The 13,503-nt window shown below is 71.2% G+C and carries 13 protein-coding genes and 1 riboswitch; of the genes, 11 read left to right on the top strand and 2 right to left on the bottom strand.

The window, feature by feature from the left end; all coding sequences use genetic code 11:
* The first annotated feature begins 28 nt into the window (after positions 1-28).
* Positions 29-159, top strand: a riboswitch (FMN riboswitch).
* Positions 160-370: 211 nt separating this feature from the next.
* The 10 genes from ribD to AC1P0E_RS04450 all read left to right on the top strand — a co-directional run bounded on the left by ribD (position 371) and on the right by AC1P0E_RS04450 (position 8,864).
* Positions 371-1,447, top strand: a complete 1,077-nt coding sequence (ribD, locus tag AC1P0E_RS04495) for a bifunctional diaminohydroxyphosphoribosylaminopyrimidine deaminase/5-amino-6-(5-phosphoribosylamino)uracil reductase RibD (RefSeq protein WP_482745648.1) — start codon at positions 371-373, stop codon at positions 1,445-1,447.
* Positions 1,448-2,065 carry a riboflavin synthase gene (locus tag AC1P0E_RS04490; RefSeq protein WP_482740846.1) on the top strand — a complete coding sequence of 206 codons (618 nt, stop codon included), beginning with the start codon at positions 1,448-1,450 and terminating at the stop codon, positions 2,063-2,065.
* Positions 2,062-2,715, top strand: a complete 654-nt coding sequence (locus tag AC1P0E_RS04485; protein ID WP_482740845.1) for a nicotinamide mononucleotide transporter family protein — start codon at positions 2,062-2,064, stop codon at positions 2,713-2,715. The genes AC1P0E_RS04490 and AC1P0E_RS04485 overlap by 4 nt, the downstream gene beginning before the upstream one ends.
* Positions 2,712-4,001, top strand: a complete 1,290-nt coding sequence (locus AC1P0E_RS04480; RefSeq protein ID WP_482740844.1) for a bifunctional 3,4-dihydroxy-2-butanone-4-phosphate synthase/GTP cyclohydrolase II — start codon at positions 2,712-2,714, stop codon at positions 3,999-4,001. Before AC1P0E_RS04485 ends, AC1P0E_RS04480 begins: the two co-directional genes overlap by 4 nt.
* 29 nt (positions 4,002-4,030) lie before the next feature.
* Entirely contained in the window at positions 4,031-4,516 is a 486-nt protein-coding gene (gene ribH, locus AC1P0E_RS04475) for a 6,7-dimethyl-8-ribityllumazine synthase (RefSeq protein WP_355267533.1), read from the top strand.
* 35 nt (positions 4,517-4,551) lie between these two features.
* Positions 4,552-4,833: a phosphoribosyl-ATP diphosphatase gene (locus tag AC1P0E_RS04470; RefSeq protein ID WP_214916175.1), complete on the top strand. Its 282-nt coding sequence runs from the start codon at positions 4,552-4,554 to the stop codon at positions 4,831-4,833.
* A gap of 59 nt (positions 4,834-4,892) precedes the next feature.
* On the top strand, positions 4,893-5,750 hold the full coding sequence (gene hisG, locus AC1P0E_RS04465) for an ATP phosphoribosyltransferase (RefSeq protein WP_482740843.1): 858 nt from the start codon (positions 4,893-4,895) through the stop codon (positions 5,748-5,750).
* Positions 5,751-5,794: 44 nt separating this feature from the next.
* Positions 5,795-6,247 (top strand): PH domain-containing protein, encoded by a 453-nt coding sequence (locus AC1P0E_RS04460; RefSeq protein ID WP_482740842.1) that lies wholly within the window; start codon positions 5,795-5,797, stop codon positions 6,245-6,247.
* A 194-nt stretch (positions 6,248-6,441) separates the two neighbouring features.
* Positions 6,442-7,776: a hemolysin family protein gene (locus AC1P0E_RS04455; RefSeq protein WP_482740841.1), complete on the top strand. Its 1,335-nt coding sequence runs from the start codon at positions 6,442-6,444 to the stop codon at positions 7,774-7,776.
* Positions 7,773-8,864, top strand: coding sequence for a hemolysin family protein (locus tag AC1P0E_RS04450; RefSeq protein WP_482740840.1), 1,092 nt, complete (start codon positions 7,773-7,775; stop codon positions 8,862-8,864). The genes AC1P0E_RS04455 and AC1P0E_RS04450 overlap by 4 nt, the downstream gene beginning before the upstream one ends.
* A 21-nt stretch (positions 8,865-8,885) precedes the next feature.
* Here the strand turns inward: AC1P0E_RS04450 and AC1P0E_RS04445 are convergent, their stop codons facing one another.
* Both AC1P0E_RS04445 and AC1P0E_RS04440 read right to left on the bottom strand, forming a co-directional pair.
* Positions 8,886-10,808 (bottom strand): AAA family ATPase, encoded by a 1,923-nt coding sequence (locus AC1P0E_RS04445; RefSeq protein WP_482740839.1) that lies wholly within the window; start codon positions 10,806-10,808, stop codon positions 8,886-8,888.
* 342 nt (positions 10,809-11,150) lie between these two features.
* Complete coding sequence (locus tag AC1P0E_RS04440; protein WP_482740838.1) at positions 11,151-11,789, bottom strand: uridine kinase family protein; 639 nt, start codon at positions 11,787-11,789, stop codon at positions 11,151-11,153.
* Between the two features lie 359 nt (positions 11,790-12,148).
* Here AC1P0E_RS04440 and AC1P0E_RS04435 point away from each other — a divergent pair, with 359 nt between their 5' ends.
* A complete protein-coding gene (locus AC1P0E_RS04435) occupies positions 12,149-13,486 on the top strand; it encodes a peptidase C39 family protein (RefSeq protein WP_482740837.1) in 1,338 nt (445 codons plus the stop codon).
* Positions 13,487-13,503 lie beyond the last annotated feature (17 nt).

Below are 13,503 nucleotides of genomic sequence, written 5' to 3'. Positions count from 1 at the left end.
GCGTGGCACACTGACCGTGTACCAGCAGCAGCGCACTCCGGGGTCGGTGTAATTCCGAACCGGCGGTTACAGTCCGCGACCCGGTCACCTCCAGTGGCCGGTTGAACAGGTGAAATTCCTGTACCGACGGTGAAAGTCCGGATGGGAGGCAGTGCGCGGCGGGCCGTCACAGGTCATCGGTACGCCGCTGTCGGCGGTTCGGCTCGTCCTTCAAGGGCGACCCCTCTTTCCGGCCACGGCGTCCCCGTACGCACCCGTTGGCGTTTTTCCCGCTCTCTGTCGTCATCGACAGCCCCGGAGTCCGTGCCCGAAGAGGCAGGAGGACCCGGTGGCCACCGCAGCCGCATCAGCCACGACCGACGCGAACGCCATGCGCCGGGCCATCGCGCTGGCCGCCCGCGGACTCGGCTCCACCAGCCCCAACCCGGTCGTCGGATGCGTCGTTCTCGACGCCCACGGTCAGCTCGCCGGCGCCGGATTCCACCAGCGCGCGGGCGGCCCGCACGCCGAGGTGCACGCCCTGCGGGAGGCGGGGGAGCGGGCGCGCGCCGGTACGGCGTACGTCACCCTCGAACCCTGCAACCACACCGGTCGCACCGGCCCCTGCGCCCAGGCCCTCGTCGCCGCCGGGATCACCCGCGTCGTCTACGCCGTCGCGGACCCGAACCCGCAGGCCACGGGCGGCGCGGACACCCTGCGCGCGGCCGGGGTCCAGGTCGAACAGGGCCTGCTCGCGGACGAGGCGGAGGCGGGCAACGCGGCCTGGCTGACGTCCGTACGCCTCGGCCGCCCGTACGTCCGCTGGAAGTACGCCGCGACGCTCGACGGCCGTATCGCGGCGGCCGACTCCACCAGCCGCTGGATCAGCTCCGCCGAGTCCCGCGCCGACGTCCACCGGCTGCGCGCCGAGGCGGACGCCGTGATCGTCGGCTCCGGCACGATGCGCGCCGACGACCCGCACCTCGCCGTACGCGGCATCGAGGGCGTCACGCAGCCGCTGCGCGTCGTCGTCGACACCAACGCCACCGCCGTCAAGCCCGGCGCCCGCGTCCTCGACGACGCCGCGCCCACGCTGATCGCCGTCGCCGAGGACGCCGACGCCACGCATCTCGCCGAAGCCGGTGCGGACGTCGTACGCCTGCCACGCGCCGCCACCGGTCTCGACATCCACGCGCTGCTCGCCGCCCTGCACGCCCGGGGCGTCCGTTCCGTACTCCTCGAAGGCGGGCCGACGCTCGCCGGCGCCTTCGTCGCCGCCGGGGCGGTCGACACGGTCACCGGATACCTCGCCCCCGTACTGCTCGGCGCCGGGCCCGCCGCCCTCGCCGACGCCGGAATCACCACCATCACCGAAGCGTTGCGGCTCGACGTGACCGAGACCGTCCGCATCGGCCCCGATCTGCGCATCACCGCCGTCCCCGCCGTCCCCGTATCGAAGGAGCACTGAGTGTTCACCGGAATCGTCGAAGAGCTGGGTGAGGTCACCGCCGTCGAGAACCTCGGTGACGCCTCCCGTTTCCGACTGCGCGGCCCGCTCGTCACCGAGGACGCCAAGCACGGCGACTCGATCGCCGTCAACGGCGTCTGCCTCACCGTCGTGGACTTCGGGGACGGTGAATTCACCGCCGACGTGATGGCCGAGACGCTGACCCGCTCCAGCCTCGGCGCCCTCACCGTCGGCTCCCGCGTCAACCTGGAGCGCCCGATGGCGCTCGGCGGCCGTCTCGGCGGACACCTCGTGCAGGGGCACGTCGACGGCACCGGAACGATCACCGGCCGCGAGCCGTCCGAGCACTGGGAGATCGTCAAGGTCTCGCTCCCCGGGGACCTCGCCCGTTACGTCGTCGAGAAGGGCTCCATCACCGTCGACGGCGTCAGCCTCACCGTCGTAGAGGCCGGGGACGACTACTTCACCATCAGCCTCATCCCCACCACCCTCGCCCTCACCACCCTCGGCATCAAGCAGGCCGGGGACCAGGTCAACCTCGAGGTGGACGTACTCGCGAAGTACGTCGAGCGGCTGCTCGGCGCGGACCGGTCGGGCCGGAAGGAGACCGTGCGGTGAGCGCCGTTTCCTGGCTCAACAGCGAGGCCTTCACGGCCTTCGGTCAGCAGATCCTGTGGTCGGACATGATCGGCAACACCATCGGCCTGATCGCCCTCGGGCTCGGCTGGCGGCGCTCCATATGGACCTGGCCCGCCCAGTTCCTGTCCGGCGTCATCCTCGTCGCCGCGTACTCCTCCGCGAACCTCAGCGGCGGCGTCGGCAAGCAGCTGCTGGTCATCGGTGTCGCCCTGTGGGGCTGGCGGATGTGGCAGCTCGGCAGGCAGCAGGCCCAGGACGGTTCGATCGCCGTCCGCTTCGCCACCTGGCGCGAACGCGGACTGCTGGCGGCCGGAGCGGTCGTCGGCACGCTGGCCGTCGGCGGCCTCTTCACCCTGTATCCGTCGCTGTCCTGGAGCCCCTGGGCCGACGCGTACATCTTCGTCGGCACGCTCGTCGCGATGGTCGCCCAGGCGCGCGGCCTGGTCGAGTTCTGGTTTGCCTGGCTGCTGGTCGATCTGGTGGGCGTACCGCTCGCCTTCAGTAGCGGTCTCGCCTTCTCCGGTCTTGTGTACGTCGTCTACCTCGCCCTCGTCCTCTGGGGTGCCTATGACTGGTGGCAGCGTTCACGCGCAAGCGTGAAGCCCGCCATGGAAGGAGCAGCAGCATGAGCGCCCTGCCCACCTGGTACAGCACCGACAACGCCGAGGACCTGGCCCTCGACCCCGTCGAACTCGCCATCCGCGACATCGCGGCCGGCCGCCCCGTGGTCGTCGTCGACGACGAGAACCGGGAGAACGAGGGCGACCTCGTCATCGCCGCCGAGATGGCCACCCCCGAGATCGTCGCGTTCATGATGAGCGAGTGCCGCGGCCTGATCTGCGCGCCCATGGAGGGCGACGAGCTGGAGCGGCTCGAACTCCCGCAGATGGTGGAGAACAACACCGAGTCGATGAGTACGGCCTTCACCGTCTCCGTCGACGCCTCCGCCGAGCACGGCGTCACCACCGGCATCTCGGCCGCCGACCGCGCCGCCACCCTGCGGCTCCTGGCGGGCGGCCGCTCCACCGCGGGCGACTTCGTCCGCCCCGGCCACATCTTCCCGCTGCGCGCCAAGCCCGGCGGCGTACTCGTCCGCAACGGCCACACCGAGGCCGCCGTGGACCTCGCCAGGCTCGCGGGCCTGCGCCCGGCCGGCGCGATCGTCGAGATCGCCGGCGAGGACGGTGTGATGCTGCGGCTGCCCGAGCTGATCCCGTTCGCCCGCAAGCACGGCTTGACGATCATCTCCATCGAGGACCTGATCGCCTACCGCCGCACCTCCGACCCCAAGGTCCGCCGCGAGGCCACCGTCCAGCTCCCCACGTCCTTCGGGGACTTCACGGCGTACGGCTACCGCTCGACCGTCGACGGCGTCGAGCACGTCGCCCTCGTCCACGGTGAGATCGGCGACGGCGACGACGTCCTCGTGCGGATCCACTCCGAGTGCCTGACCGGCGACATCTTCCACTCGCAGCGCTGCGACTGCGGCCCGCAGCTGGAAGCGTCCATGCAGCGCATCACCGAGACCGGCCGGGGCGTCGTCGTCTATCTGCGCGGCCACGAGGGGCGCGGCATCGGGCTGCTGTCCAAGCTGCGGGCGTACGAACTCCAGGAACTCGGCCGCGACACCCTCGACGCCAACCTGGAGCTGGGCCTGCCCGCCGACGCCCGCGACTACGCGGCCGGGGCGCAGATCCTCGAAGACCTCGGCGTACACAGCCTCAGGCTGATGACGAACAACCCCGAGAAGACGGCGGCGCTCGTCCGGCACGGCCTGACCGTCATTGCACGCGAGCCGATGCCCGTCAAGGCGGGCGAGCACAACCTGCGGTACCTGCGGACCAAGCGGGACCGGATGGGGCACGACCTTCCGTGGCTGGACGGCGCCTCCGCCTCCACCTGCGGCAACCAGTAAATCCGTAACAACCTCGAAGGAGAGAACGCGTGAGCGGCAAGGGCGCACCCGAACTGAGTGTGAAGAACTGCGGTGACCTCCGGGTGGCAGTCATCGCGGCCCAGTGGCACGAGAAGGTCATGGACGGCCTCGTCGACGGCGCGCTGCGCGCCCTCCACGAGCTGGGCATCGACGAGCCGACCGTCCTGCGGGTCCCCGGCAGCTTCGAGCTCCCGGTCGTCGCGAAGGTCCTCGCGGGCCGTGGTTACGACGCGATCGTCGCGCTCGGCGTCGTCATCCGTGGCGGAACCCCGCACTTCGAGTACGTGTGCCAGGGCGTGACGAACGGCCTCACGCAGGTCTCCGTCGACACCGGCGTTCCGATCGGCTTCGGCGTACTGACCTGCGACACCGAGGAGCAGGCGCTCGACCGGGCCGGCATCGAGGGCTCGAACGAGGACAAGGGCCACGAGGCGGTCACCGCCGCCGTCGCCACCGCCACCACACTGCGCACGGTCGCCGAACCCTGGCGCTGAGTGGCAGCCGGCCACCCCGTACTCTTAGGACCATCATGGCCAACAAACCCCCCAAGAGCTTTGAAGAGCTCTTCACCGAGCTCCAGCTCAAGGCCGCCAACGGCGACCCCTCCACCTCCCGCACCGCCGAGCTGGTGGACAAGGGTGTGCATGCCATCGGCAAGAAGGTCGTCGAAGAGGCCGCCGAGGTCTGGATGGCCGCCGAGTACGAGGGCAAGGAAGCCGCCGCCGAGGAGATCTCGCAGCTGCTGTACCACGTCCAGGTGATGATGGTCGCCCGCGGGATCTCGCTCGACGACGTCTACGCCCACCTCTGAGCTGCACCCTTTTTCGTTTACGTACGATCACTCCCACCGCACAGAAGGAACCAGACCTCATGCTGCGCATCGCCATCCCCAACAAGGGCTCCCTCTCCGGACCTGCGTCGGAGATGCTCCATGAGGCCGGTTACCAGCAGCGCAAGGAGTCGAAGGAACTGCGCCTGGTCGACCCCGAGAACGAGGTCGAGTTCTTCTACCTGCGGCCCCGTGACATCGCGATCTACGTCAGCTCGGGCCGCCTCGACATCGGCATCACCGGGCGCGACCTGCTGCTCGACTCCGGCGCCAACGCCGAGGAGATCCTCCAGCTCGGCTTCGCCCGCTCGACCTTCCGTTACGCCACCAAGCCCGGCACCGCGACCGGTGTCAAGGACTTCACCGGCATGACGGTGGCCACCTCCTACGAGGGCATCGTCGCCAAGCACCTCGCCGACGAGGGCATCGACGCCGCGGTCGTCCACCTGGACGGAGCGGTCGAGACCGCCATCGAGCTGGGTGTCGCCCAGGTCATCGCCGACGTCGTCGAGACGGGCACGAGCCTGCGCAACGCGGGCCTCGAAGTGATCGGTGAGCCGATCATGAAGTCCGAGGCGGTCGTGATCCGCCGCACGGGCGCCTCCGCCGAGGAGGCCGTCGACCCGAAGGTGGGCCAGTTCCTGCGCCGCCTCCAGGGCGTCCTGGTCGCCCGCAGCTACGTGATGATGGACTACGACTGCCGCGCCGAGCACCTCGAAGCGGCCGTCGCCCTCACCCCGGGCCTGGAGTCGCCCACCATCTCGCCGCTGCACAACGAGGGCTGGGTCGCCGTCCGCTCCATGGTCCCGGCCAAGGAGTCCCAGCGCGTCATGGACGACCTGTACGAGCTCGGCGCCCGCGCCATCCTCACCACGGCCATCCACGCCTGCCGCCTCTGATCGCCGTACCGCCGCCCGCACCCCTCGAAGGAACCGCGACCGCCGTGTCACAGCCCGAACTCCCCACCCTGCCGGTCACCTTCCGGCCGACCCGCACCCGGGCCGTCCTCCTGACCGTCGGGGTGGCGATGTTCGCCGTCATCACCGCCGTCGCCCTGCTCCTCGAAACGCTCAGCGGCGGGGAGCGGGTGGCATTCATCTTCACCGCGCTGCTCCTCTTCGGCGTACTGCTGCTGCTGAGCCGTCCCAAGGTCGTCGCCGACGAGGCCGGTGTCACCGTGGTCAACCTGACCAACAGGCGCCGGCTGGAGTGGGCCGAGATCGTACGGGTCAACCTGCGCCCCGGTGACGCCTGGGTGTTCCTCGACCTCAGCGACGGCACCAGCCTCCCCGCTCTCGGCATCCAGCCCGGTGTCGCCAAGCAGCAGGCCATCCGCGACGCCCGCGCCCTGCGGGACCTCGCGGAATCACGCGGCACCGGCACACACACCGGCTGAGCCCCTGCCCGGCCCGCCCCGCTCCCGTTTACTCTGTTGCAGGCGGCGCGCCCAGTGCGCCCCGCTCCGCGTTTAAGGGCGCAACACCGGCCCGCGGGGCACCTGCGACCCGAGGAGTGACTCCCTCCAGCAATGGACGGATCGTCCGGCAGTACCTGCGCCGCCCCCTCTGCTGATTCTCCCGAGGCGGCGGCATGACCATCCCCCTCCTGCTGCTCGTTGCGGCATTCCTCCTGATCCTCGCCAACGGCTTCTTCGTGGCCGCCGAATTCGGTCTGGTCACCGTCGAGAAACAGGACGCCGAGCGCGCCGCCGCCGAAGGCGACCGGCGTGCCCGCACCGTCGTAACAGCGCTGCGCGAGCTGTCCTTCCAGCTCTCGGGAACCCAGCTCGGCATCACCATCACCTCGCTGGTGGTCGGCATGCTCGCCCAGCCCGCGCTCGCCCACCTGCTGTCCGGCCCGTTCACCGCGGCCGGCATACCCGCAGGAGTCGTCCCCGGCGTCTCCGTCGCGGTCGGCATGCTGCTCGCGTCCGCCGTCCAGATGGTGATCGGCGAGCTGGTCCCGAAGAACTGGGCCGTCTCCCGGCCACTGCAAGTCGCGCGGTTCGTCGCCGGACCGCAGCACCTCTTCTCGACGGTCTTCCGCCCCGTGATCTCCCTGCTGAACGCGGTCGCCAACCGGCTCGTACGCATGCTGGGCGTCGAGCCCACCGACGAGCTGGCCTCCGCCCGCACCCCGGGCGAACTCGTGTCGCTCGCCCACCACTCGGCGCGGGCCGGCGCCCTGGAACAGGACACCGCCGACCTGTTCGTACGCAGCCTTTCGCTCGGCGGACTCACCGCGCAGCACGTCATGACGCCGCGCGTGAAGGTCATCGCCCTCCAGTCCTCAGCGACCGCGGCCGACGTACTCAACCTCACCCGCGCCACCGGCCTCTCGCGCTTCCCCGTCTACCGGGACCGCATCGACGAGGTCGTGGGCATGGTCCACCTCAAGGACGCACTCGCCGTGCCGGCGCACGCCAGACTGCGGACCCCGGTGGCCAGGGTCGCCGTACCGCCCCTGATGGTCCCGGAGACCCTGCCCGTGCAGCAGCTCCTCGAACGGCTGCGCAGCGAGCAGCCGATCGCCGTCGTCGTCGACGAGTACGGCGGTACGGCCGGGGTCGTCACCCTGGAGGACATCGTCGAGGAGCTCGTCGGCGAGGTCAGGGACGAGCACGACGACGAGGGCGCCGAGCGGCCGGAACTCGCCGCCGCGCCCGCCGAGGACGGCAGCCCCGCCTGGGAGGCCGACGGCAGCTGCCGCGTCCTGACCCTGCGGCGCATAGGCCTCGAAGTGCCCGAGGGGCCGTACGAAACCGTCGCCGGGCTCGTCGCCGATCTGCTGGGGCGCATCCCCGCCCCCGGCGACCGCGCCGAAGTGCCCGGCTGGCGGCTCTCCGTACGGCAGGTGGACCGCCACCGCGCCGAGCGGGTGCGTTTCGTCCGTACCGCGCAGGCCGTCACGGAGGCAGTCCGATGAGCGTTCTCCAACTGCTGTTCGCACTGCTCCTGGTACTGGCGAACGGCTTCTTCGTCGGCGCCGAGTTCGCGCTCGTCTCCGTACGCCGCAGCCAGATCGAACCGCTCGCGGCCCAGGGCTCGGCCCGCGCCCGACAGGTCATGCAGGGACTGGAGAACCTGCCGCAGATGATGGCGGCGGCGCAGTTCGGGATCACCGTCTGCTCGCTGACCCTCGGCGCGGTCGCGGAGCCGACCGTGGCGCACCTCCTGGAGCCGGTCTTCCACGCCGTGCGTCTGCCCGAAGGGCTGATCCATCCGCTGGGGTACGTGATCGCGCTTGCCGTGGTCGTCTTCCTGCACCTGGTCATCGGCGAGATGGTTCCGAAGAACCTCGCCATGGCGGCGCCCGAGAAGACCGCGCTGTGGCTGAGCCCGGGACTCGTCGGCTTCGCCCGGCTGTGCCGTCCGGTGACGGCCGGGCTCGGCGCGTGCGCGCGGGTGGTGCTGCGGATGTTCGGTGTCGAGGCCAGGGACGAGGTCGAGGCGGTGTTCACCAGTGAGCAGCTCAACCGGCTCGTCGAGGACTCGGGCCAGGCCGGGCTGCTGGAGCCGGGGGAGCAGGAGCGGCTGGAGGACGCCCTGGAGCTGGGCAGCCTGCCGGTCACCGACGTGCTGCTCGACCGGGCGTCCCTGGTCACCGTGGAGCCTTCCGTCACGCCCCGCGAGATCGAGGAGCTGACGGTACGGACCGGCTACTCGCGCTTCCCCGTGTGCGTCGGCGGCGGGGCCTTCATGGGGTACATCCACGTCAAGGACGTACTCGACCTGGAGGAGCGGGAGCGGGCCGTTCCGCAGCAGGTCTGGCGTCCGATGGCGACGCTGAGCGCCGAACTGCCCCTGGACGACGCCCTGTCCGTGATGCGCCGCGCGGCGACGCACCTGGCGCAGGTGGCGGACGGGGCGGGGCGGGTGCTCGGACTGGTCGCGCTGGAGGACGTACTGGAAATGCTGGTGGGCGAGGTACGCGACCCGGCTCACCGGGTGGTGGTGCCCCGGCTGCCACAGGACACGACGACGGCGAACGAACCGGCGGCGCTGGTGGGGTGACCGGCGGACCGTCCGCGCCCTTCAGAGCGCGGGCGGTTCCTGCCGGCCCCGGTTCGCCGGGCCGCGGCGTCCCGAAAGGACCTCGCCGTACGCCTGCATCAGGTCGGGCAGGCGCAGCGTCGACAGGTCGTCGCGGGTGGGAGTGGCGGCGTAACCGGAGAGCCTGAGGTCCCGGTACGCGCAGCTCTTCTCGTACAGGGTGCGCAGGAAGCGGCCGTTGCCCAGCTCGTCGATCCAGCCCTGGTCGACGACGTGCCCGCTGATGCTGCGCAGTTCGTCCAGCGCCTCCTCGTCCCATGCGTCGCCGTTCTCGGCGGCCAGTACCTCGCCGATGGACGTCAGCTCCAGCGGGCGGTAGCTGGGGAAGTCCACGCGGGTCGTGAAGCGGGACGAGAGGCCGGGGTTGACGGCGAGCAGGCGGTCCATGCCCTCCGGGTAGCCGGCGAGGATCACGACGAGGTGGTCGCGGTTGTCCTCGGCGCGCTTGAGCAGCACCTGGAGGGCCTCGTCGCCGTACGCGTCGCCCTTGCTGTACCCGGAGTTGGAGAGGGAGTAAGCCTCGTCGACGAAGAGCACGCCGCCGATCGCCGAGTCGATGAGCTCGTTCGCCTTGACGGCTGTCTGCCCCAGGAACTCACCCACCAGGTCGGCTCGTTGGGCCTCCACCAGATGGTCGCCACCGAGCAGCCCGAGCGCGTAGAACACCCGGCCGAGGATCCGGGCGACCGTGGTCTTGCCGGTGCCGGAGGGGCCGGAGAAGACGAAGTGGCGTTTGGGCGGCTGTACGGGAAGGCCCTGCCCTGCCCGCAGCCTGGCCATGTTCAACTGCGCGGACAACGCTTTGACCTGGCGTTTGACCGGTTCGAGGCCGACCATGCGCTCCAGCTCCGCCAGCGCCTCGGCGAGCAGCGCGGGATCGGAGGGACCGGCCGGAAAGGCCTGCGCCACCCCTGGCCGCGGCCCGATGGGCGCCTTCTCGCGTACGCCGCTGTCCCCGGCGACCGGCACCGAGCCACCCAGGAGCGGCTGACTCCCGCCGCCCAGCAGCAGGTCCCGCCCCTCGGGGACCTCCGGCCCCACGAGGCTCTCCGTATCACCGGCCGCGTCCGCCGCGTCCTGGCCGATCCCCGCCAGCGATACGGCGGCGAAGCCGGCGGAGTCCTCGTACCCGTCCCCCTCGGCGATCGCCGCGAGCCGCGCCGAGGTGTCCATGAAGGCGGGGTCCACCCGGTGGACGGCCCGGTAGAGCGGCAGCGCGGCCGCGCTGCGCCCGGTGCCCTCGTGTGCGCGGGCCAGCCAGTACCGCAGCTCCTTGCGCTGCGGTTGCTCGCTGCGGCAGCGCATCAGGGCGGCCGACAGCATCGGCTCGGCCTGCCCGTACATCTCCAGGCGCACTCTCGCCATGCCGCCGAAGAGCCCGGTCTCGATGCCGAGCAGCGGGTCGTCGACGAGCGGATCGGTGTGGCGTACGAGCTGCTCCCAGTCCTTGACCAGGTACGCCCGGCAGGCGTGCAGGAACCGCACCTGCGGATCGGCGTCCACCGGCGGCAGCCCGGCCAGCGCCCGGTCGAGCTCGGGCACATGGCGGCCGTCGAGCCAGTGGGAGGCGTGTGCGAGCAGCAGGTCGCGCGGCTTCTCCAGGACCGGCTGGACCCACCAGCCGAGCCAGTACCAGGAGTTGAGGGTCCGCCGGTGGCGGGCGCGCTGTTCGCCGAAACGCTCGCGGTGGCGGTACATGCGTAAGAGCGCGGTGGTGGTGTCGATGCGCAGCGCGTGGAGGCCCAGCCAGCCGTCGGCCATGCCGGGGTCCATGCGTACGGCAGCCCTGAATTCCTCCTCGGCCTGCGGATACGCGCCCATCGTGTACGCGTCGACACCACGCAGCCAGGCGAGGTCGGCCGGGGCGTTCACGCCCTGCGTGCCGAATTCCGTCACATCCCCCACGAACTGTGCCCCCCGTGATGTGCCACCGGGCCCTCGCCCGCCAGCAGGTCTCAGAACCGCCTTGCCGCGGACGGGAATTGACCGCACCGAAGGGCATCGTACCTGTGCGGGTGGCCCCGGCCTAAGGGTGGCGCAGGCCTGGGAGTGAAGGTGACCGAGGGTGAGCGAATGGCATCACCCGGCGCCCGCAAAGGGGCGCTGCGGGCAGAACGAAGCCCCCGATCACGGGGGAACAACCGGGGGCTTCGCGTCTGCGGCGGCTTCGGAAAGCCGCACATTGAGAACGTAAGACCTGTACGCCCCCTCGGTCAAGCGGAGTTGAGGCACTCCCGGGGGAGGTTTTCAGGCCGTTTCGGAGGGCGGGGCCCAGTGGTCACTCAACGTGACGGATCGGTTCGGCAACGCTGTCGCGGAAGTTCGCGTGCGCCACTCGTACCCCTCCTGACACTGCCGTACCAGCAGATCCGCGTACGGCCGCGAGGGGTCGGTGGCGAAATGGCGCGTCTCCGCCGCTGTCCATCCGTCCCAGAACTCCGCCTGCGCCGGCCCGTCCCTGCGCCGCCCGCGCGCCCACGACTCCTGCGCGCCCATCTCCATCCACAGCAGCCGCGCGAGATCCGGACGGACGGCGGCCCGCCCGGCGCCGACCCCCTCGATCAGTACGACGGGCGCGGGGTCCAGGGGGCGCGCGGGGCCGAAGTGGCGCAGCGTCCAGTCGTACGGCGCGTACCGAGCGCTCTCGCCGCGCGAGAGGGGACCGGTCACCTGCTCGCGCAGCCGACCGGTCCAGTCGAAGAGCGCGTCATGTGTGGCCAGGTCGTCGAGGTGCAGTACGGGCGCCCCGCCGAGGGCCGCCGCGAGCCGCCCGGCGAAGGTGCTCTTGCCCGACCCCGCGTGCCCGTCCACGGCGACCAGCCGCACGGGGCCGCAGGAGGGCGGCAGCGCGCGCAGAAAGTGGGCAAGCTGATCGAGACGTTCCACGCTCCCACCCTAGCCAGATGCCTCCGGCGGACCTTTCCCCTCCCCGCCCCTTCCCGAACCGGGGGCAGGCCCCCAGCTGAGCTGGATTGCCCGGCGCGGCAAGTCCAGCTCTGCGCCCCCTCCAGCCCCTCCGGCGTTCGAGGAGCGGGGTCTGGGGCGGAGCCACATTCGGGAAGGGGCGGGGAGGGGAGGGGTAGGCCTCGCGCAGCGGCCCCCGCGCCCGCCACCGGTCCACACCAATATTGGTGCGGCGACGCGATGCCAGGTGCTGGCAGAAGCCCGCCCCCACCGGCCATAGTTGGCCCACTGTCGCGCACTTGCCCGCCCCAACCGCATCCGACGACTCGGGGGCCACGACCATGACCAGAACCACTTCGCGCCGCACCGTCCTGACCGCCGCGATCGCCGCGGCACTCGGCGCAGGCGCGGCATCCGCGCCCCCGGCAGCCGCTGCCGCCCCGTCCCGCCGCCCCGTGGACAACCGCTTCTGGTCCTCCTCCACGGACTGGCGCTCCGGCACCGCCGCCGGAACCAGGACGGTGGCGGGCCGCAGGCCAGGTGTGGTCATCGGTAAGCCGTCGGGCCGCACCGAGTACACCGACCCGCACACCGGCACCACCTCCACCTGGGAAAGCGCCACGTGGACCTCGCCGGTCCACCGCTCCACCGTCCCGGCGGCCGAGGTCATCGCCTCCTGGAACGCGCACACCCCACCCGGCACCTGGCTGGCGGTCGAGCTGAGCGGCACCTACTCGGACGGCGTCACGACGCCTTGGTACGTGATGGGCCGCTGGGCGGCGGGCGACGCCGACATCAAGCGCACCTCCGTCGACGATCAGAGCGACGGCCGCAGCAGCATCTGGACCGACACGTTCTCCATGAACAGCTCGGCCGGCGCCCTGCGCCTGGCGTCGTACCGGCTGAGGCTGACCCTCCACCGCAAGCCCGGCACGGACCTGACCCCCAGGGTCTGGCGCCTCGGCGCGATGGCCTCCGGCATCCCGGACCGCTTCACCGTGCCCGCCTCCCCGCCCCGGGTGGCCCGGGAGCTCGCCGTCCCGCGCTACTCGCAGAACACGCACATCGGCCAGTACCCGGAGTACGACAACGGCGGCGAGGCCTGGTGCAGCCCCACCTCCTCGCAGATGATCATCGAGTACTGGGGCCGCCGGCCCACCGCCGAAGACCTGGCCTGGGTCGATCCGGCCTTCGAGGACCCGCAGGTCTGCCATGCGGCCCGCTACACGTTCGACTACCAGTACTCCGGCTGCGGCAACTGGCCCTTCAACGCCGCGTACGCCGCGACGTACAAGGACATGAACGCCGTCGTCACCCGCCTCCACTCGCTCACCGAGCTGGAAGCCCTGATCCGCGTCGGCATCCCGGCCATAACGTCGCAGTCCTTCCTCAAGGAGGAGCTGACGGGCGCCGGCTACGGCACGGCGGGCCACCTCATGACCGTCATCGGCTTCACCCCCGACGGCGACGTGATCGCGAACGACCCGGCATCCCCGGACAACCAGGCCGTACGCCGCGTCTACAAGCGCCGCGAGTGGGAAAACATCTGGCTGCGTACGAAGCGCTACAACGCGAGCGGGAAAGTGGTGTCCGGCACAGGCGGCGTCTGTTACGTCTACTGGCCCGCCCACCCGACGGCCGCCCAGCAGCGCGCTCTCGCGGCCGTCGGCATCCGCTGAGCCCACCGGACCGCCCC

Source organism: Streptomyces sp. TRD_SC_5, from assembly GCF_056836825.1.
The sequence above is the reverse complement of the archived record's forward strand: the minus strand, read 5'-3'. Positions and strand labels throughout refer to the sequence as shown.